This is a genomic window from Escherichia coli (assembly GCF_036503815.1).
In the GTDB taxonomy this organism is placed as follows: Bacteria; Pseudomonadota; Gammaproteobacteria; order Enterobacterales; family Enterobacteriaceae; genus Escherichia; species Escherichia coli_F.
The window spans coordinates 3594595-3617178 of the sequence record NZ_AP027764.1; the positions used below are offsets into that span (position 1 = coordinate 3594595).

5 protein-coding genes are annotated in these 22584 nt (G+C 57.9%); 1 reads left to right on the top strand and 4 read right to left on the bottom strand.

The window, feature by feature from the left end; genetic code table 11:
• Nucleotides 1-3: 3 nt before the first annotated feature.
• The 4 genes from siiEA to glsA form a co-directional block, all read right to left on the bottom strand.
• Nucleotides 4-15681 carry a BapA-related adhesin SiiEA gene (gene siiEA, locus AABJ99_RS17295; RefSeq protein WP_338387393.1) on the bottom strand — a complete coding sequence of 5226 codons (15678 nt, stop codon included), beginning with the start codon at nt 15679-15681 and terminating at the stop codon, nt 4-6.
• A gap of 108 nt (nt 15682-15789) precedes the next feature.
• Nucleotides 15790-17145 (bottom strand): TolC family outer membrane protein, encoded by a 1356-nt coding sequence (locus AABJ99_RS17300; RefSeq protein WP_039021124.1) that lies wholly within the window; start codon nt 17143-17145, stop codon nt 15790-15792.
• 337 nt (nt 17146-17482) lie between these two features.
• On the bottom strand, nt 17483-18775 hold the full coding sequence (gene ybaT, locus AABJ99_RS17305; RefSeq protein WP_039020772.1) for an APC family permease: 1293 nt from the start codon (nt 18773-18775) through the stop codon (nt 17483-17485).
• A 2-nt stretch (nt 18776-18777) separates the two neighbouring features.
• Nucleotides 18778-19710, bottom strand: coding sequence for a glutaminase A (gene glsA / locus AABJ99_RS17310; protein WP_039020773.1), 933 nt, complete (start codon nt 19708-19710; stop codon nt 18778-18780).
• Between the two features lie 261 nt (nt 19711-19971).
• Between glsA and copA the strand changes: the two genes are divergently transcribed.
• Entirely contained in the window at nt 19972-22476 is a 2505-nt protein-coding gene (gene copA / locus AABJ99_RS17315; protein WP_039020774.1) for a copper-exporting P-type ATPase CopA, read from the top strand.
• The last annotated feature ends 108 nt before the right edge of the window (nt 22477-22584 follow it).

The window sequence follows — 22584 nt, forward strand, 5'->3', positions numbered from 1 at the left end:
TCTCTACACCACCATCAACTGATGATTCGCCAGTAAAGTGGCGAGGTCGGTATGCACGCCCGTCAGCGTGACCACGTTAGTTGTCGCAAAGCCGCCGCCCGTGCCGTCACGGTCGATCTGCACGATGGTGTCGCTGCCGCTCTGGGTGACTTTGACAAAATCACCGATGTTCCCGGCCTGCGCATCCAGCGTTGCCACGCCGTTGACATAGCTGGCTTTGCCGTTTCCGGTGTAGCCACTGCCCTGTAACAGTTCACGAATATCAATGCGATCGGTGTCGGCGGTGCCTTCCCAGGTGCCTACCGTAAAGCCATTCACCACGTCCGATCCGTTGCCCCCGGTGGCGTCGCTGGCGCTGAGCAGTTTATAGAGCAAGGTGTCGTGACCGCCGTTACCGATATTAATGGTGTCGTTACCGCCGCGCCCTTCCAGTTGGTTATCGCCGCTGCTGCCGGTTAGAGTGTCATTAAAATTCGAGCCGGAAATCCCCTCGATATTGGTAAATGTCGAGGTATTAAAACCGGTGGCCTGGGCGGTGGTGACGCTTAAGTTAGCGGTCACGCCCACCGTTGAGAGACGGAAATCGACCACGTCCATGCCGCCGTTCGCCAGCCAGGTTCCTGTGCCGGAACTGTACACCCAGCCGCCGGAGCCGTCGTAGGTGTCGGTGCCTGCGGTGGCGAAGAAGGTGTCGTTATAGCCAGTGCCGACAAACTTGCCGTTGTTGCTCGCCGTACCTGCTTCAGCACTGAGGTCGTAAGCGTGAGTAGCATCGGTGGCCTGTAAGCCGCCCCAGCTGGTATTCACCGTCTGGTCGATATTGCTGGCGGTAGTGCCGGTGGATTTGATCAGCACCGCGTTGTAGGTTTCTCCCGCGTTAAGTCCGTAGAAGTTGACCAGCGCCGAGGTGTCGTTAACGCCCATCCCCGACTGCGGGTTGATGATTTGTGTGGCAACCAGCACGCCCGCCGAGTTGTACAGCTTCACGGTATTGCCGTAATAGACGTTAATACCGTTAGGATCGGTGATACGCAGGTGCAGCGAGTTGCCGTAGCTCACTGTGTTAGTGTTACGGATGAGGAACACGCTGCCCGACTGTTTGGTTACCAGCACATCCACCGCGCCGTCCCAGTCGTAGTCCATTGCCGCCACGCCGCTGGTGGTGCCGCTCTGGCTGCCACCGAGTGCCGATTGTGTCCAGTTACTGGCGTTGCTGACGTTGGTATAAAGATACGACTGCCCGGTCTGGGCGATACGGGCGATGTCCATTAACCCGTCATGATCCCAGTCGACGGCCAGGCTGAATTGACTGGCGTAGGTGGTTGCCGTCGCGCCGACCGCCACCGGGCTACCCAGCACGCCGTTGGTGTTGAATAACAGCGAGCCGTAGTTAGCTCTTCCCTGGCTGGCGGGCAGGAAGAGATCCATATCGCCGTCTCCATCGAAATCGGCCCATGTCATGGAAACGGATGTCGAGTTTCCCCCCGAGCCAGGACTACTGAGGAAAGTATTGACGGTGTTTTGTCCCCAGACGAAGGTGCCATTGCCCTGACTTATCAACGATGAGAGGGTGAAGTTGTTGTTCAGGTTGAAAGTGTGCTGAACCAGATCAATTCTGCCGTCATTATTGAGATCGACACCGGAACCTTCGTTGAGTGACAGATAACCGGTTACCGCCCCACCGACCGTAGCACTCCCCCCGTTATTAGCGGTGGTGGAGTTGCCTGTCAGGGTGCCGGCGTTGTTCCACAGGAAGGTATTAGAGTCCGGTCCACCGGCGTCGCCAATCCAGAAATCAAGATAACCGTCGCCCTCTTTATCAAACGCCACAATCGAGCCATACCACGTCAGGGTGCCAACGTTCACCTGGATGGCGCTGGAAAACGTACCATCGCCGTTATTAGTAAAGCCGTTGATATACCCCGTGCCGTAGTCATCACGGGTAATAAACAGATCGCCCGTACCGTTACGGTTGTAATCGGCGATGGAGCTGGTGGCATAGTTGTTGCCACTTTGCACCAGCGTCAGGGCGGTTTTCGACCAGGTGAGCGGATCGGTGGATTGCATAATTTGCTGGTTGGCCAGCACTGTCCACATCCCGTGTGTGTCGAGGCCGTAGGTCAGCCCCCATGCGGTGGATTTGCTGGCGGTGGTCCAGGTCGGTGTGTAATCAATCGCTGCGTTAACCGTTACCGTGCCAGTGCTGACGTTGGCAGTGTTGCCGTTACCCGCCGAGCTTTTCACCTGCGCGGTGACGTTATAGGCGGTCGCAGACGCCGCCAGCGCGTCGGTATCCGGCAGTTGCACATACCAGGTGTTGTGCGCCGGATCGACCACCACCGCACCGCCCGGCTGCGAGGTGTAGGTTTTGCCGTTGATCACCACTTCAACATACTGCCCGCTGGCGAGTGCCGCCGTGATTACGCCGCTGATAATCGGCGTGGTATCGCGTGTGGTTTGATTGGTGATTTGCGCAAGCGTCGTCGGAATTGAGGTATCGACCGTCAGAACAAAATCGCTGGAGGAGGTGATATTCCCCGCCAGATCCACCACTCGTGCGCTGTAGGTATAGGCACCGCTGACCAGACCACTGTCGCTGTAAGTCCAGTTCAGCGCGCCGACCATCGTTACCGCACCTAACAGCAGACCGTTACGGTAAAGGTAAACGACTTCACCGCTGGCAAGCGGCGCAGAGAGCACACCGTTCAGCAGCGGCGTGGTGTCGTCGGTGGCCTGCGAATTGCTAAACGTCCCCTGCCGCTGCCCGACATCATCGGTATACGACACAATGGTCGGCGTGGCGGTGGGGTTAATCGTATCGACCACCACCGTTTTCGATACCACCGGGCCTGTATTTCCCGCCAGATCCAGCACCCGTACCTGATAAACGTAGCTGCCGTCGGTCAGCGTGCGGCTGTCAGTGTAAGTCCACTGCGTACCGTTGGTGGTGAGCGTGGTCCAGGTCGCGCCGCCATCGAGGCTAATCTGCGCCACTTCACCGCTGGCAAGCCCCGCCCCCAGCGAACCGGTCAGCGTGAGCGTGGTATCGCTGGTGATAAAGTCGGTGGCCGAACTCCCCGTATCGGTACTGATGCTGGCGATGGTGAGCACCTGCGCCGGGTTAACGGTGTCAATCTGCGCCGACTGGCTGCCGGTTGCGCCAACGTTGCCCGCCAGATCGACCACCCGTACCTGCCAGGCGGTGGTACCGTTGGTCAGCGTACGCCCGTCCACATATGTCCAGTTCAGACCGTCTGCGGCAACGGTCACGTTCACCCAGGTTGCGCCGTTGTCGGTACTGATTTGCGCGAACTCATTAGCGCCGAGCGCCGCGCCCAGCACGCCGCGCACGGTAAGCGTGGTGTCGCTGGTAATAAAATCGCTGCTGCTGGCTCCGGTGTCATCGCTGATACCGGTAATAGTGATGCTTTTCGCCGCTTCCGGGCTGATGGTGTCAACCACCACGTTTTGCGTCGCGGTCTGCCCGACATTCCCCGCCAGATCCACCACCCGCACCGTGTAGTTCCATGTGCCGTCGGTGAGCGTGCGACCATCGGCATAGCTCCAGCTGGTGCCGTTAACGGTTAAAGTGGCCCAGGTAACGCCACCATCAAGGCTGATTTGCGCCCGTTCATCTGCCGCCAGCGCCGCGCCGAGCGTCCCGCGCACGGTCAGCGTAGTGTCACGGGTCACAAAATCACTGCTGCTTAAACCGGTGTCATCGCTGATGCCCGCAATGGTGATGGTTTTGCTCGCCAGCGGCGCGGTGGTGTCCACGGTGACTATCTGGCTGGCGGTCGCGCCGATATTTCCGGCGGTGTCGATCACCCGTACCTGATAGTTGTAGTTACCGTCGGTCAGCGTGCGCCCGTCAAGATAAGTCCAGGTTAATCCATTTACCGCCAGATTCTGCCAGGTGGTGCCGCCATCGATACTGATTTGCGCGGACTCACCAGCAGAGAGTGCCGCGCCGAGCGTACCACTCACCGCAAGCGTCGTGTCGCTGGTGACAAAATCATTAGTAATCAGACCTGTATCGGTGGTGATCGCGCTAATGGCGATGGTTTTCACCGCGGGATCTGGCGCAGTAGTGTCGATCACCACATTCTGGCTATCAGTCGCCCCGACGTTGCCCGCCGCATCAATCACCCGCACCTGATAGAGATAGTTACCATCGGTCAGCGTGCGGCTGTCGTTATAGCGCCAGGTCGTGCCAGTAACGGTAAGCGTGCTCCAGGTTACACCGCCGTCGATACTGATTTGCGCCGTCTCGTTACTGGCAAGCGCGGCGGTGAGTGAGCCGTTGACCACCACCGGGCTGACGCTGGTGATAAAGTCGCTGGCGCTAAGGCCAGTGTCGGCTTGCAGGGAATCAATATTAATGCCCATCGCCGGGGCGCTGAGATCGACGGTAATGGTGTGATTGCTGCTACCGATGTTGCCAATGGCATTGCTCACCGAAGCGTTAATCACATAGGCATTGCCGTCCGCCAGCGCGGTGACATCGGCGCTGCCGAGGGTGTAGCTCCAGCTACCACCGGTCTGCACCGTAGTGGTGTAGGTTTTACCGTTTAAGGTCAGAGTCAGCGTCTGCCCGACTGGGGCGGTGGTGGTGCCGCTGATCACCAAAGACGCGCCGTGTTCCGCCGCGTTCACCACATCATCGCCCGCAAAGGTATTGATGGTGACGGTGGGCACATCGCCGTTCAGCGTCACGCCACGGCTGGCGCTGCCGGGGTTTCCGGCCTGATCGCTGACCGTCGCGCTAATGGTGTAGCTGCCGTCGCTTAATCCGGCAAACTGCTGCGCCGGAATAAACACCGACCAGCTTCCGCCGCTGCCGACCGTTGCGGTCCAGGTTTGCCCGTTAAAGGTAACGGTCACCGTCTGGCCCACTTCGGCGGTGGTGGTGCCGCTGATGGTCTGCCCGGCAAGCTGCTCGGCGTTGTTGATAATATCGTCACCCGCCACCGTGGCGATGGTGACCGTTGGCGCAACGGTATCGACGGTCAGGGCGTGCGTGGTTTGACCGGGGTTACCGGCACGATCGTTCACACTGGCGGTAATGGTCTGCGCACCCTGCCCGAGCGATGCCAGATCCGCCGCAGGCACGTTCAGCGCCCAGGTGCCATTGGCGGCAACCGTGGCGGTATAGGTTTTGCCGCCAAAGGTGACGGTGACCGTTTGCCCCACTTCCGCGCTGGTCGAGCCGTTAAGGGTTAACGGCTGCTGCTGTTCGGCGGCGTTGAGTCGATCGTCCGTCGAAACGGTGTTAATGCTGATAACCGGCGCGGTGAGATCCACCGCCACGCTGCGCGAGGCCGTGGCGCTGTTTCCTGCGCTGTCCTGGGCGGAGGCGCTAACCGTGTAGCTGGTGCCATCCGCAAGTGCCGCGACGTCTGCCGCCGACACATTCACGCTCCAGCTCCCGTTGTTCTGAATGGTGGCGCTGTAGCCCTTGCCATTAAGCAGCACGGTCACCACCGTGCCTGTCGCGAAATTAGTGCCAGTGCCGCTCAGGGTCAGCGCACTGCCTGCTTCGGCGGCGTTAATAATATTATCGCCACTGATGGTGCTGACTGAGAGCGACACCACCGCCGTATTGACCTGCACGTTGTGCGTCTGCGTGCTGCTGTTGCCTGCGCTGTCGGTGATGGTGGCGCTGATGGTCACCGTGCCGTCTGCAAGGCCGGAAACCACGTTGGCTGGCACGCCAACGCTCCAGTTGCCGCTGGCATCGGTGCTGGTGACATACTGCTGTCCGGCGATGGTCACCACCAGGCGGTCACCCGCCACCGCGCCCGTGGCGGTGCCGCTGATAATCTGCGCCTGAGCGTGTTCGACGTTGTTAATCACGTCATCGCCTGCCACGGTGTTGAAGCTGATGACGGGCGCGGTGGTATCGACGGTGACGCCTTTGCTGGCGCTGCCAGGGTTACCCGCCAGATCGCTGACCGTGGCGGTCAGGGGGTAGCCGTTATTGGCAAGTGCGGTTAAGTCACTGGCAGGCAGCGTTAAGCTCCAGCTGCCGTCTGCCTGCACCGTGGTCTGGTAGTTAGTGCCGTTTAGCGTGACGGTGAGCGTTTGCCCGGTTTCCGCGGTGCTGGTGCCGGACACCGTGACGCCCGCCGCCGCTTCGCTGGCGTTGATGATGTTATCGCTGGCAATGGTGTTGATGGTCACCGTTGGCGCGGCGCTATCGACGCTGTATTCATGCGTTGTCGTGGCGCTGTTGCCGTTGACGTTAGTCACCCGCACCTGGGCGCTGGCATCGCCGTCACGCAGAGCCGCCAAATCCGCAGTCGGAACGGTGGTGCTCCAGCTACCGTTTGCCGCCACCGTGGTGGTGTAAGTTTTGCCGCCAAAGGTAAGGGTAACGGTTTGCCCCGCTTCGACGCCGGATGTGCTACCGGAGAGCGTTAGCGCCGCACCTTTTTCAGTGGCGTTAATCACATCATCGCTGGTGATGCTGTTCATGCTGATAGCGACGGTAGTGAGATCAACGCTCACCGGATGGGTAATGCTGGTTTGTGTTCCGGCACTGTTCGCCCCGCTAACGGTAATATTCAGCGTTCCCGCAGGCCAGTTGCTGACATCCGCCGCCGGAACGCCGACGCTCCAGGTGCCGTTCGCCAACACCGTGGCGGCATAAGTTTGGTTATTTATCACCACGGTCAGCGCCGTACCTGCCGTAAAGCCGGAGCTGCTCCCGGTGATCACCTGCGCCTGAGCGTGTTCGATGATATTGACCACATCATCGCCTGCGACGGTATCCACCCGCAGACCGGGCAGACTGGCATCGATGGTGATATCACGCATGCCGCTGCCGGTGTTGCCAACGGCGTTGGTCACCGAGGCGTTAACCGTTAATTCACCGTTACCTAACGCCTGCCAGTCAGCGGCTGGTATGCTTACATTCCAGCTTAAATCTGGCTGGACAGTGGCGGTGTAAGTTTTACCGCCCAGCGTAACGGTGACGGTGCTGCCCGCCACCGCCCCGGTTACCTGGCCGCTGATAGTTTGCGCGCTGCCCGCCTCTGAAGCGTTGATAATATCGTCCGTCGCCACCGGATTAATGGTGACGCCCGGCAGCGCGGTATTGACCTGCACATTATGGCTGGCAGTACTGCTGTTGCCCTGGGCGTTGGTGACGCTCGCCGTCACGCTGTAGGTGGCTTCGCCCAGTGCACTGACCGCCGAGGCGGGCACGGTGACGCTCCAGTTGCCGGAGGCATCGGTGGTGGCGCTGTAGTTTTGTCCGTTCAGGGTGACGGTGATCGCCGTACCCGCAGGCTGATCGCTGGTGCCGGAAAGCGCCAGATCAGATCCTTTTTCCGCCGCGTTGATCACATCATCGCCCGCGATGGTGTTGATGTTAATCGCTGGCGCGGTGAGGTTAACGGTGACGGTTCGGCTGGCGTCGTCGCTGTTGCCCGCCCGATCGCTGACGCTGGCGGTGATGGTCTGTGCGCCGCTACTGAGTGCCGCAACATCCGCTGCTGGAACGCCAACGCTCCAGTTGCCGGAGGCATCCAGCGTCGTGGTATACGTTTTGCCATTGAGCACAACGCTCACCACATCGCCCGCTTCCCCGCCCGTGCTGGTACCGGAGATCACCAGCGCCTGGGCGTGTTCGGCGTCGTTGATGATGTCATCGCCCGCCACGGTGTTAATGGTGAGAACCGGCGCGGTGGTGTCTACCGCCAGATTGTGGCTGGCGCTGCCGGGGTTACCCGCTTTGTCGTTGACCGTGGCGCTGACGGTGTAATTGCTTGCACTCAGCGCGCCCAGGGCTGAAGTGGGAACACTGACGCTCCAGCTACCGTCCTCCTGTACATTACCGGTGTAAGTTGCGCCGTTAAGGGTGACGGTGACCGTCTGCCCGGTTTCGGCGGTGCTGGTGCCGCTGATGGTGAGCGGGCTTCCCGCCTCCGTGGCGTTAAGGATGTCATCGCTGGCGATGGTATTAATGGTGAGCGTCGGTGCGCTGGCGTCAACGCTATACGCATGAGTTGCCGACGCGTTGTTGCCGCTCGCGCTGCTGACACTGGCCTGCACGTTCGCCGCGCCGTCTGGCAAGGTTGCCAGATCTGCCGCTGGAACGTTCACGCTCCAGCTACCGTTGGCGGCGACGCTGGCGGTGTAGTTTTTGCCGCCAAAAGTGACGGTAACGGTTTGCCCACTTTCAATTCCGCTGGTGCTGCCAGAAAGGGTCAGATTGGTGCCTTTTTCGGCGGCGTTAATCACGTCGTCGCTGGCAACGGTGTTGATGCTGATTGCCACAGCCGTTAAATCGACGGTGAACGGATGGCTGACGCTGACCGGGTTTCCGGCGCTGCTCTGGCCTGTCACTTCAACGGTTAACGGCCCCGCAGGCCATGCACTGACGCTTGCTGCTGGAATGCCGACGCTCCAGCTCCCGTCTGCCTGTACCGTGGCAGCATAGGCCACACCGTTGATGGTGACCGTCAGCGCGGCGCCTGCATTCAGGCCGCTACTGCCGCCAGTGATTATCAGCGCCTGCCCATGTTCGATGCTGTTGACGATATCATCGCCCGCGACGGTATCCACGCGCAGACCTGGCAGGTTGGCGTCAATGGTGATATCTCGCGTGCCGCTGCCGGTGTTGCCATTCGCGTTGGTGACCGAGGCGGTAATGGTCAAATCACCATTGCCCAACGCCTGGAGATCGGCTGCCGGAACGCTGACGCTCCAGCTTAAGTTGCCCTGTACCGTAGCGGTGTAAGTGTTACCGCCCAGCGTCACGGTAACTGTATCGCCAGCGGCGGCACGGGTCACCACCCCGCTGATGGTTTGATCGGCCCCGGCTTCGGCGGCGTTGATAATATCGTCGTCCGCCACGGTATTGATGGTGACGCCTGGCAGGCCGCTGTCGACCAGTAAATTCGCCTGGCTGCTGGCGGTGTTGCCTGCCGCACTGGTGGCGCTGGCGCTGACGGTATAGTTAGCCTGACCTAAGGCCGCCAGATCGCTCACCGGCACGGTTAAGGTCCAGTTGCCTGCTGCGTCGGTGGTAGCGCTGTAGTTATGACCGTTGAGCGTGACGGTAACCTGTGCGCCGGTCGCCAGCCCCGTACTGCTACCGCTGATGGTCAACGGCTGGCCTTTTTCATCGGCGTTCAGGACGTTATCGCTGCTGATGGCGTTAAAGGTAATGGTCGGCAGCCCGGTATTGACCGTCACCTGATGGGTGGCGCTGCCGCTGTTACCCCCGGCATCGGTGACGCTGGCGTTAATGGTCACCGTGCCGTTCGCCAGCGCCGAGACGACGCTTGCCGGAACGCCGATGCTCCAGTTACCGCTGGAATCCAGCACGGTGGTGAAGGTATTTGAGCCGATAGTCACCGTCACGGTGCTACCGGTTGCCGCCCCCGTGGCAGAGCCGCTAATGATCTGCGCCTGGGCGTGTTCCGTCGCGTTGATCACATCATCGCCTGCCACCGTGTTGATGGTGACGACCGGAACGGAAGTATCCACCGTCAGGTTGTGGTTAACCGAGGTCGGGTTTCCGGCCTTGTCGCTCACCGCCGCGCTGACGGTGTAGATGCTGGCGGTCAGAGCGCTTAAGTCGGCTGGCGGTACGCTGATACTCCAGCTGCCGTCCGTTTGTACCGTGCCAGTATAGTTTGCGCCATTGAGCGTGACGGTCACCGTCTGCCCGGCTTCCGCCGTGCTGCTGCCGGTGATGGTCAGCGCCGCACCCGCTTCGGCGGCGTTAAGAATATCGTCGCCCGCAATGGTGTTAATGGTCACCGTTGGCGCGGTGGCATCGACGCTGTAAGCGTGGGTAGTGGTGGCACTATTGCCGTTAACGTTGCTGACGCTGGCCTGCGCGCTGGCATCACCATCACGCAGGGCTGCCATATCCGCCGCCGGAACCGTGGTGCTCCAGGAACCATTCGCCGCGACACTTGCAGTATAGGTTTTACCGCCAAAGGTCACGGTGACCGTTTGCCCGGCCTCCACGCCAGAGGTGCTGCCGGAGAGCGTTAATGCCGCGCCTTTTTCAGCGGCGTTAATCACATCATCGGCGGTAATGGCGTTGATGCTGACCGCCACCGCCGAGAGATCGACAGTCACCGGATGCGTAACGCTCACCGGGTTTCCGGCTGTAGTGCTGCCGCTCGCCGTAATCGTCAACGCCCCCGCAGGCCAGGCGCTGACATCTACCGCCGGAACGCCGACGCTCCAGGTGCCATCGGCTAATACCGTCGCGCCGTAGGTGACGTTATTGATCACCACCGTCAGCGCCGCGCCCACCGCCAGCCCGCTGCTGCTACCGGTTATCACCAGTGCCTGACCATGCTCGATGCTATTAACCACATCATCGCCCGCCACGGTATCGACCCGCAGACCGGGGAGATTCGCGTCTATGGTGATTTCGCGCGTGCCGTTACCGGTATTGCCTACGCTGTTCGTTACCGAAGCCGAAATGGTCAGCTCTCCGTTGCCCAACGCCTGTAACGCCGAAGCCGGAACATCGACACTCCAGCTTAAGTCTGCCTGTACCGTAGCGGTGTAAGTCGCCCCACCGAGCGTCACGGTCACCGTATCGCCCGCCGCGGCCCTCGTGACCTGCCCGCTGATAGTTTGAGTTGCCCCCGCTTCGGCGGCGTTAATAATATCGTCCGTTGCCACAACGTTAATGGTGACGCCCGGTAGCGCGGTATTAACCTGCACGTTATGGCTGGCGGAACCGCTATTGCCATCAACATCGGTTGCGGCGGCAGTCACCGTATAAGTCGCTTCACCGAGCGTACCAACCGCAGACGCCGGAACAGTCACGCTCCAGTTCCCGGAAGCATCGGCAGTGGTGGTGTAATTTTGCCCGTTGAGCGTAACAGTTACCTGCGTGCCCGCAGGCTGGTTGCTGGTGCCGGAAATCGACAGATCCGCGCCTTTCTCCGTGGCGTTGATGATGTCATCGACGGCGATGGTGTTAATGGCGAGTATCGGTGCACCGAGCGCCACGCTGACAGTGTGCGAGGCCGTGCCGCTGTTGCCTGCGGAGTCGGTAACCGTGGCGGTAATGGTCACATCGCCCTGGGCCAGCGCGGAAATCACGCTGGCAGGCACACCGATGCTCCAGTTGCCGTTGGCGTCCAGCACGGTGGTGTAGGTGGTCGTGCCAATCGTCACGGAAACCGTGTTACCCGTCGTCGCGCCCGTTGCCGAGCCGCTGATAATCTGCGCCTGAGCATGTTCCGTGGCGTTAATGATGTCATCGCCCGCTACCGTGTTAATGGTGACGACCGGAGCGGCAAGATCCACCGTCAGGTTATGCGTTGCCGAGGTTGGGTTGCCCGCTTTGTCGCTGACCGCCGCGCTCACCGTATAGGGGCTGGCGGTAAGGTCGGCTAAATCGCCAGTTGGTACGCTGACGCTCCAGCTCCCGTCTGTCTGCACGTTGCCGCTGTAATTGACGCCGTTTAGCGTCACGGTCACTGTCTGCCCGGCTTCTGCGGTGCTGGTGCCGCTGATAGTCAGCGCCGATCCCGCTTCGGTGGCATTAAGAATATCGTCGCTGGCGATGGTGTTGATAGTAACGGAGGGCGCGGTGGCATCGACGCTATAAACATGCGTTGCCTGGGCGTTGTTACCCGCGACGTTGCTGACGCTGGCCTGGACGTTTGCTGCGCCATCCGGCAAGGTTGCGAGATCGGCGGCTGGGATCGTCAGCCCCCAGGTATTATCCGCGGCAACCGTGGTGATGTAGCTTTTGCCACCGAAAATAACGGTAATAGTCTGCCCCGCTTCAGCGGTGGTGGTGCCGCTCACCGTCACGCCCGTATCGGCTTCGCTGGCGTTAACGATATTGTCGCTGGCAACGGTATTGATAATGATGGTCGGCGCACTGCTGTCGACGCTGTAGTTATGCACCGCCGAGGCGCTATTGCCGTTGATATTGCTGACGCTGGCCTGCGCGGAAGCGCTGCCATCGGTTAATAACGCTAAATCGGCAGCGGGAACGGTGGCGCTCCAGCTACCATCGCTCGCCACACTGGCAGTGTAATTTTTCCCGCCAAAGTTGACGGTGACGGTTTGTCCTGGCTCTACATTAGTGGTGGTGCCGGAAAGAGTTAAATTAGCGCCTTTTTCTGCGGCGTTAATCACGTCGTCCGTGGCGATGGTGTTGATGGTGATCGCCGCCGGCGTGAGATCGACCGTTACCGGATGCGTAATGCTTATCGGATTTCCGGCGCTACTTTCCCCGGACACGGTAACTGTCACTGTTCCCGCAGGCCAGGCGCTAACCTGCGCCGCCGTGACGCCCACGCTCCAGCCACCATCGGCCTGCACCGCAGTGGTGTATTCCACATTGTTAATCGTAACGGTAAGCGGCGTGCCTTCAGCCAGCCCCGAGCTGCTGCCGGTGACCACCAGCGCCTGCCCGTGTTCGATGATATTGACCACATCATCGCCCGCTACTGTATCGACCCGCAGACCGGGCAGATTGGCGTCAATGGTGATATCCCGCGTGCCGCTGCCGGTGTTGCCGTTTTGATTGGTGACCGAGGCGCTCACCGTTAAATCGCCATTACCCAGCGCCTGAATATCTGCCGCCGGAACGCTCACGCTCCAGCTTAAACCGGCCTGCACGGTGGTGCTGTAAGTATTACCGCCCAGCGTAACGGTTACCGTGTCGCCAACGGCGGCTCCAGTCACCTGCCCGCTGATGGTTTGCGCAGCACCCGCTTCGGCGGCGTTAATAATATCGTCGGTTGCCACCGGGTTAATGGTCACGCCGGGCAGCGCGCTGTCGACCAGCACGTTATGGCTGGCGGTGTTGCTGTTGCCGATATTACTCGTCACCGCCGCCGTTACCGTATAGTTGGCCTGGCCCAGTGCGGTTACCGCCGATGCCGGAACGGTGACGCTCCAGTTGCCGGAGGTGTCGGTTGTAGTGGTGTAATTTTGCCCGTTCAGCGTCACGGTGATGGTGGTATTAACAGGCTGATCGCTGGTGCCGGTGATCTGGAGATCGGCTCCTTTTTCGCTGGCGTTGATCACATCATCGCCCGCGATAGTGTTAATGCCAATCACCGGCGCGGCGGTATCAACCGTGACGGTCAGTGACTGGCTACCCGTATTTCCGGCGCGATCAGTCACTGAAACGTTGATCGGATAACTGCCGTCCACCAGTCCGCTGACAACGGAGGCCGGAACGCCCAGACTCCAGTTGCCGGAAGCATCCACCACCGTGGTGTAATCCACATCATTCAGCGTAACGGTGACAATATCGCCCGCCTGCGCGCCGGTGACCGTGCCGCTGATGATTTGCGCCTGGGTATGTTCCGGCGTGTTAATGACGTTATCGGTTGCCACCGGATTAATGGTCACCACCGGCGGCGTGGCATCGACCAGCGCCACCCGTGAGACGCTGGTCAGGTTACCCGCGACATCGTTCACGCTGGCTGTCACCGTGGCGTTGCCGTCAGCCAGTGCGCCAACGTTGGCGGCGGGAACGGTCACGCTCCAGGTGCCATCTGACTGCACGACGCCCTGATAGGTCTGCCCATTAAGCGTGACGGTCACCGTCTGCCCCGGCTGAGCGTCGGTGGTGCCCGTGATTTGCAGATCCTGACCACTTTCGGCGGCGTTGATGATGTTATCAGCCGTCAGCGAGTCGATGCTTAAGGCCGGGGCCTGGCTGTCGACGGTAATGGTGCGGGAGGTGTTGCCGGTATTGCCGCTGAGATCCGTCACTGAAGCGGTAATCGCCACCGCACCGTCAGGCAGATTTCCCATCGCGGCGGCAGGTACCGTCAGACTCCAGGAGCCATCGGCCTGTACGGTAGTGGTAAAACTCTGTCCAGCCAGGGTTACTGTGACGGTTTGTCCTGTCTCGGCCTGTTGAGTGCTACCGGTAAGGGTCAGTGGCGCACCTTTTTCTGCGCCACTGATAATGTCATCGCCGGAGACGGTGTTAATGGTGATCAACGGAGAAACACCGACCAGCGTGATTGCTCGAGACGCCGCGCCGGTATTTCCTGCAGCATCTGTCACGGTGACGAAAATCGTATTGGCTCCGCGATCCAGCGTGCGGGTTACCGCCGGGTCCAGTGCCACATTCCAGCTGCCATCTGCCAGCACGATGCCCGTCAGGACATGAGTGCCCAATTTCACCGTTACCGTACCGCCTGGAGAAGCACCGCTGACTTGTCCGGAGATGATCTGCGCGACGGCCTGCTCGGCATTATTAAGAATATCGTCGCCCGCCACGGTGTTAACGCTGACCACGGGTGCTGAGGTGTCTACCGTGAAATTCGCGCTGTTGCTGGTGGTGTTCCCTGCCCGATCGCTGACACTGGCATTGACAGCGTAGTTCCCCTCCGCCAGTGCCTGGACCTCCGTGGCAGGCAGCGTCACTTGCCAGGTTCCGTCGCTACCGACGGTTGCTGAATGGCTTTTCCCGTTGACGGTCAGGGTTACTGTTTGCCCCGCTTCTGCATTCGAAGTGCCGCTCAGTACCAGCGCGGCGTTATGTTCCGCAGCACTGACGATGTTGTCCTGAGCGATGGTGTTGATAGCAAGTGTTGGCGGCTGGGTATCGACCGTTAGCAGCTGCGCTCCGGTGACCGTATTGCCTGTGGCGTCTTTCCCGCTGACCAGCACTGCCTGATTCCCTTCGCCTAACGCCTGCGCATCGGCGGTCGGCACCTGCACGCTCCATCCACCGTTAGCGCCTACGCTGGTGGTGTAGGTTTTACCATTTAGCGTGACGGTGAGTTCGGTTCCCTGCGCCAGGTTGCTCGTCGTGCCAGAAAGCGTAAACCCGGCGGCCTGTTCGCTGGCGTTAATGATGTTATCGCCCGCGGTGATGGCAACCTGCACGCTGGCCTGACTATTGTCGATGGTTAACGTTATCGACCCGGCGTTGGTAATGGTGCTCCCAACAATTTGCACCACCGACCAGGTGTGTTCGCCCGCACTTTGCGTAGGCAAATCGACGCTCCAGCGTCCATCGCTACCGACCTGGGTACTGGCGATGGTGTCACCATTGCTGTCTTTAATCTGGATGGTCGCCCCCGCCTGTCCGCTGCCGCTAAAGGTTGGCGTAGTGTCATCGGTGATATCGTTGGCGGAAAGAATACCGCGCTGATCGCCCTGATTATCGGTAACTAAAAATGATGGTGTGGCGTTGCCAGGCTCAGCGGGTGGTGTAGGGTTATTAATCACTTCCGTTTTCGAGTCGCCATCACCACCGCTTGCCAGCAGTGCACCAAGCGCACCACCACCTACCGCCGCCCCCGCCAGCCAACCCCACGGGAAGGCGCTGGTCTGAGCAACGGTATCAAGAAATGGCGCAATGCTTTCAATCGCAGTGGTCTGGGCAGTCAGTTCTACGGGGGCTAATCCACCCGCAGCAGTATCGGCGAAGGTGACATGGGTTAGCTGTTGCCCATCGGCAAACACCAGTTCGGATTGTTCGCTGGTATTTGCCGCTTGCAGGAAATAACCGTTGCAGCGGATCACCGTGCCGTCCTGCATATAGATCAGCAGGTCATTTCCTTCACGGACGTAACGCGCAACGGCAGAGGCCTGAGCATGAACCTGCACCACGGAGGGCTCATAAATGACAACCGTAACGTCGCCAGGATTAATCAGCGTTTGTTTGACGGATGTTTTTCGCGAAATAACATCAATAATCAGGCTCATAATGGCATTCCTGATAAATGGCGCATATCCTTAGCGAGTCCATTTATCTAAATCAGACAAAGGTAATCACTTAACAACGATGCATACCTGATATTAATAATGGCAGGATTATTTCAAGTCGGGTAAGTCGTTGTATAAGCCCTGTTTAATTCCCGCTAATGGAATAAGGTTATTAACCGCAGCGGCATAATTCACTGCGGCGACCCAGCCATCATAATTGGCATTTATTTCAGCCGATTGCGCCTGAAAGACATCTTGCTCGACGGTTAATAGATCGTTCAGACTGCGTTTGCCCAATTTATATTCATTTTGGTACACATCTCGCGTTTTGTGCGCACTTTCGGATTGTGCTAAACCGGCTTCTTCGCGACCCCGTGCGCCGGTCCAGTTCGCATATGCCACAGACGCTCGTTGCAGCACATCCAGTTTTGCCTGTTCGACCTGCGAGGCAGAGATTTTTTGTTGCCCTTCAGCCTGTTGCACCTGGGCTGAAACTGCGCCGCCCTGATACAGCGGCGCGTTAACGTTCAGTTGTAACTGGTCGTCCCAATACGAGCGGTCGCTGGTCTGGTAGCGCGTTTTACCCCCCTGAATACTGAGCGTTGGCCAGTATTGCGCTTTCGTTTTTTCCACGCCGTACTGTGCTGACTGGCGTAAGTTTTCTGCCGCCAGCACCAGCGGGATGGACTGGTAATCAATATTTTTCAGCGATACCGGCTGCTCGGCTAATTCAGCAGGTGGCGCGGCTATCGCCTCCGGCTGTACGCCAGTGAGCACCGCCAGTTGCGCTTTGGCGCTCGCCATCTGCGCCTGATATTGCTCCAGCGTTGAACGCATTCCGGCAATACGCGTCTGGGCCTGTAATTCATCCGACGATGAGTTCAGGCCAGCGTTAGCGCGCAGTGCCGCCATGTTGTAGACGTTTTCCAGCGAGTGGATATTACGTTGCGCCGCATCGCACAACGCCTGATAACGGCTGACTTCCATATAGGTCGTCGCCGTTTTTTCGGCTACGTCGGTTAAGGTTGCCATCAATTTAAAGCGGTAGCTGTCACGAGCGGCGGTTTGCAGTTTGATATCGTTATCTGTTTTACCGAAGTCATACACTAGCTGCGTCAGGGTTATGCCATAAGAAACGTTATTATCCAGCCTGCCGCTGGAGTCCGTTTGTCGGGACGGCCCCGCGTTGCCGGTTAATCCAACGTGCGGATACCAGGCACTTTTGGCTTCATCAATTTGCGCTTCGCCAATACCTATCTGCGCCGCCTGTTGAGTGACGTCGGGATTTCGCGCAAAGGCGCGTAATATACTTTCCTGTAAAGATAATCGGGCAACTGGCGTTACCGCTGGGGCGTTCGCCCATTGTGGCAGCGGTGCAGCAATTGTAGCTTCTCCCATCACCATAAAACTTATTAAAAAAATAAACCCATTATTTTTACGGCTTTTAAACTGGAATCGCGCCATAGATAAGTCACTTCCTTCCAGGTCATTATTTTAACTGGTTTTTATAACCAGTCTCATTTTATTAAGAAGGGTAATAACTTGTGCATCTCTTTTGTCGATCATTGATATTGGCAAAGAAATGCAGTTAAAAAGCTTATACGTTATTTATTTAGAATACACTACGACTTTTAGATTACCATCATACGCATTAAGAATAATCCACAGCAATAAGTGATTAGTATCACAGATTTATCGCGTATATATCATTTTTTTGTGACTTATTTATTAAAGGAATAAGAAAGGAAATTTGAATTAAAGACAAAGGCGCAGTACAGAAAGTACTGCGCGCAGAGAGGTTTTATACGGCTTTATTGCGCTTCATGACCATTGCCACAATAAGGCTGAGTAAGAGTGCGCCAATAATCCATATCAGCGCACGACTGCCCTGGGACCACAGACTGTAGATGAAGCCAACGATCACCAACAACATAACCAACGTGCCAACGATAAGAATCGGCAACGAGGCATGGATATCATGACGCAGGCGCATCGCCACCACAAACACCGCCAGGTAGCAGATCAAAAAGGTGGCACTGGCAACGCTGGCGAGTGAGCCTAAATTCAGCGCCGCCGTCATCAGCATAATCAACACCACGACGATGATGTTGCCCCAGGTACTCTGCCGCCACAGAGGTTTATTCATTAGCTTCGGCAGTTCGCGTTCGCTGCCCATGTTGTCCATGATGTTAAACACGGCGAACAGGTTCGCGTTTATGGCTGAAGCCGTCGCCAGTAAAGCGCCGATGACGACGATCACATAACCCACATGCCCGAGCAGCGGAGAAGCTGCCTGCGCTACGGCGGTATCGGCATATTTTTCTAACTCTAATGCCGATACATCGCTAAGCAGTACCAGCGCCAGCGCGATGTAAAGCAGTGTGGTAACGCCAATCGCCACCAGAAACGCCCGTGGCATAATGACCGCCGGATCTTTCACTTTATCCGCCGCGTTCGCCATCATGCCAAAGCCCGCATAGGCAAGGAAGGTTATCCCGATACAGGAGAAGAACGCACCGGAGCTGGGAGGCGCAGAGACGGAAATATGCGCCGGTTGTAGCGACCAGACACCGGCAATAATCAGCAATAACAGGATCATCATTTTAATGCCGACGAGGATCACTTCCAGCCGTCCTACCGCATGGTTGCTTAAGGAGTTGAATAGCGTCATCACCGCAATGATCCCCAACGCGTAGAGCAGAATAAGGTGCTCCTCCTGGCTGCCTTCATGCAAAAACTGCACGGCATAAGCGCCAAAAGCACGGGCGACCATGGCGATGCTTACCGCCAGCGTCAACAGGTACAGTAACGAGAGCGCCAGCGAAAAGACGCCGTTGCCTAATCCGCGTCGAAAGAAGTCGATAATACCGCCATTGCTGGGATAGCTCGCCCCCAGACGCGCATAGGCATAACCAGAAAACATCGCCACAATACCACCAAAAGCAAAGGCGACCCAGGTCGAGGCTTCCATTAGCAACGCAGCCTGCCCCAGCAGCGCGAAGATCCCCGCCCCCACCATTGCCCCAATGCCAATGGAAACGACGTTCCATAGACCGAGGGGTTTGTTACCGTTATTACCTTCCGTGTTCATCATGATCAGCCCTTAAACACGTTATAGCCGAGTTGCTTAGCGACCGATGCCACCATTTTTTGACCGCGAACACTGTTGCCTTCTTCGTCCAGTGGTGGTGAAAACGCGGCAATTCCCATCACGCCAGGGACGACCGCCAGAATACCGCCACCTACACCGCTTTTGCCCGGTAAACCAACGCGATACGCCCAGTCACCGGAGCGACCATACAGCCCTTCCATCATCATTTCGGCCAGAATGTACGGCACATTGTCGGCCTGAAGAACGCGTTTATGCGTCAGCGGATTCACTCCGCCCGCCGCCAGCGTCGCGCCAAGCGTTGCCAGTTCAATAGTATTGATGAGCGTGGAGCACTGACGGGTATACACGTCACAGGCTTCCATTGCATCACAATAGAGATATCCGGCGGAGTACAGCAGCCAGGCTATGGCCCGGTTATGGAAGTTGGTTGTTTGTTCCGACTGGTTGACTTCATCAGAGAGCGCTACCTGCTCACCAGCCAGTTGTTGTTGGATATGTAAAATTCGCTGCCAGCGTTGTTCAGTATTTTCAGCGTTAATCAGGCTGGTGGTGGCAATAGCGCCAGCATTTACCAGTGGCGAAAGCGGTTTGCCGCCATGCAACTCTAAGGCGATAACCGAGTTAAAGGGCAATCCGGTCGGGTCAGCGCCAACTTTGTCCTGTACCGCCTGCGGGCCGACATCTTCTAACGCAAGGGCTAACGTACAGACTTTTGAAATGGATTCCAGCGCAAAGCGGTAATCACTGTCACCCGCGCTAAAGACTTTACCATCGCAGGTCACGATAGCCACTGCCGCTAGTTGACTGGGCACATTCGCCAGAAAGGGAATGTAATCGGCATTTTGTCCGCCGTTAAGTGAGTGAAATTGGGTGTAAGCCTGATCCACTGCCTGCTGTAATGTGTTTGCATCTAACATCTTTTGTTAACTCCTTTTTATAGATGCGGGAGGGGATTCCTCACCCCGGTGCCGATTTTCAGGCATCCTGATTTAACTTAGCACCCGCGACTTAACTACAGGAAAACAAAGAGATAAATGTCTAACCCTGATGCAAATTGAGCCGATTTTTTAATCTTTACGGACTTTTACCCGCCTGGTTTATTAATTTCTTGACCTTCCCCTTGCTGGAAGGTTTAACCTTTAACACAGTCAGTCAACACTGTCTTAAAGGAGTACGTTATGTCACAAACTATCGACCTGACCCTGGACGGCCTGTCCTGCGGTCACTGCGTTAAACGCGTGAAAGAAAGTCTCGAACAGCGCCCGGACGTTGAGCAGGCGGATGTGTCTATCACTGAAGCACACGTTACCGGTACTGCCAGTGCAGAACAGCTGATCGAAACCATCAAACAAGCGGGTTATGACGCATCTGTAAGCCACCCAAAGGCTAAACCGCTGGCGGAGTCATCAATCCCGTCGGAAGCACTGACAGCGGTTTCTGAGGCGCTTCCGGCAGCAAACGCCGATGACGATGACAGTCAGCAGTTGCTGCTGAGCGGCATGAGCTGCGCCAGCTGTGTTACCCGCGTACAAAATGCGCTGCAAAGCGTACCGGGCGTCACTCAGGCACGGGTAAACCTGGCGGAGCGTACTGCGCTGGTGATGGGCAGTGCCTCCCCACAAGATTTAGTGCAGGCGGTGGAAAAAGCGGGCTACGGCGCGGAAGCGATTGAAGATGACGCTAAACGCCGCGAGCGCCAGCAGGAAACCGCCGTCGCTACCATGAAGCGCTTCCGCTGGCAGGCAATTGTCGCTCTGGCGATAGGTATCCCGGTGATGGTCTGGGGGATGATCGGCGATAACATGATGGTCACCGCCGACAACCGCAGTCTGTGGTTAGTTATCGGCCTGATAACGCTGGCGGTAATGGTTTTCGCCGGCGGGCATTTTTACCGTAGCGCATGGAAAAGCCTGCTGAACGGTGCGGCGACAATGGATACGCTGGTGGCGCTGGGTACTGGCGTGGCGTGGCTCTATTCAATGAGCGTCAACCTGTGGCCGCAGTGGTTCCCGATGGAAGCGCGACATCTTTATTACGAAGCCAGTGCGATGATTATCGGTCTGATTAATCTCGGTCATATGCTGGAAGCGCGCGCACGTCAGCGTTCTTCAAAGGCGCTGGAGAAATTACTCGATTTAACCCCGCCGACGGCGCGCCTGGTCACTGACGAAGGTGAAAAAAGCGTGCCGCTGGCAGATGTTCAGCCTGGTATGTTACTACGCCTGACGACCGGCGATCGTGTACCGGTAGATGGTGAAATTACCCAGGGCGAAGCGTGGCTGGATGAAGCAATGCTGACGGGCGAACCTATCCCACAACAAAAAGGCGAAGGCGATAGCGTTCATGCCGGTACCGTGGTGCAGGACGGTAGCGTGCTGTTTCGTGCCAGTGCGGTTGGCAGCCATACTACGCTGTCACGGATCATTCGTATGGTGCGCCAGGCCCAGAGCAGTAAACCGGAAATCGGCCAGTTGGCGGATAAAATCTCTGCCGTATTTGTGCCGGTAGTGGTGGTGATTGCGCTGGTCAGTGCGGCAATCTGGTACTTCTTTGGTCCGGCACCGCAAATTGTTTATACCCTGGTGATTGCCACTACGGTACTGATTATCGCCTGCCCGTGTGCGCTGGGGCTGGCAACGCCAATGTCGATTATTTCCGGCGTAGGGCGTGCGGCTGAATTTGGCGTGCTGGTGCGGGACGCCGACGCGCTGCAGCGCGCCAGTACGCTCGATACCGTAGTATTCGATAAAACCGGGACGCTGACGGAAGGTAAACCGCAGGTTGTCGCGGTGAAAACATTTGCTGATGTTGACGAAGCGCAGGCGCTGCGTCTGGCGGCGGCACTGGAACAAGGTTCCAGCCATCCGCTGGCACGGGCGATCCTCGATAAAGCAGGCGATATGCAGCTGCCGCAGGTCAACAGCTTCCGTACATTGCGTGGGCTGGGCGTGAGCGGTGAAGCAGAAGGTCATGCGTTATTGCTGGGTAATCAGGCGTTGTTAAATGACCAGCAAGTCGATACTAAAGCGATTGAAGCAGATATTTCAGCTCAGGCATCGCAAGGGGCAACGCCTGTGCTGCTGGCGGTTGACGGGAAAGCGGTGGCCTTGCTGGCTGTACGCGATCCATTGCGTAGTGATAGCGTGGCGGCGCTGCAACGTCTGCATAAAGCGGGATATCGTCTGGTGATGCTAACCGGGGATAACCCCACCACCGCCAATGCGATCGCCAAAGAAGCAGGGATTGATGAGGTGATAGCCGGCGTGCTGCCAGACGGTAAAGCCGAAGCGATCAAACGTCTGCAAAGTGAAGGACGTCAGGTGGCAATGGTGGGCGACGGCATTAACGACGCGCCAGCGCTGGCTCAGGCGGATGTCGGTATTGCTATGGGTGGCGGCAGTGATGTTGCCATTGAAACCGCGGCGATTACCCTGATGCGCCATAGCCTGATGGGTGTTGCGGATGCGCTCGCAATTTCCCGCGCAACGCTGCGCAACATGAAGCAGAACCTGCTCGGTGCGTTTATCTACAACAGCATTGGTATTCCGGTCGCCGCCGGTATTTTGTGGCCGTTCACTGGAACCCTGCTTAACCCGGTAGTTGCCGGGGCAGCAATGGCACTCTCGTCGATTACCGTAGTGAGTAACGCCAACCGGTTGCTGCGGTTTAAACCGAAGGAATAAGTATGTCATTGCGGATGCGCTGCTTTAGGGTGGCGCATCTGGCATCGACGCATGCCTGCCGGATGCGGCATAAACGCCTTATCCGGCATCCGAGATGAAGCGATTTTT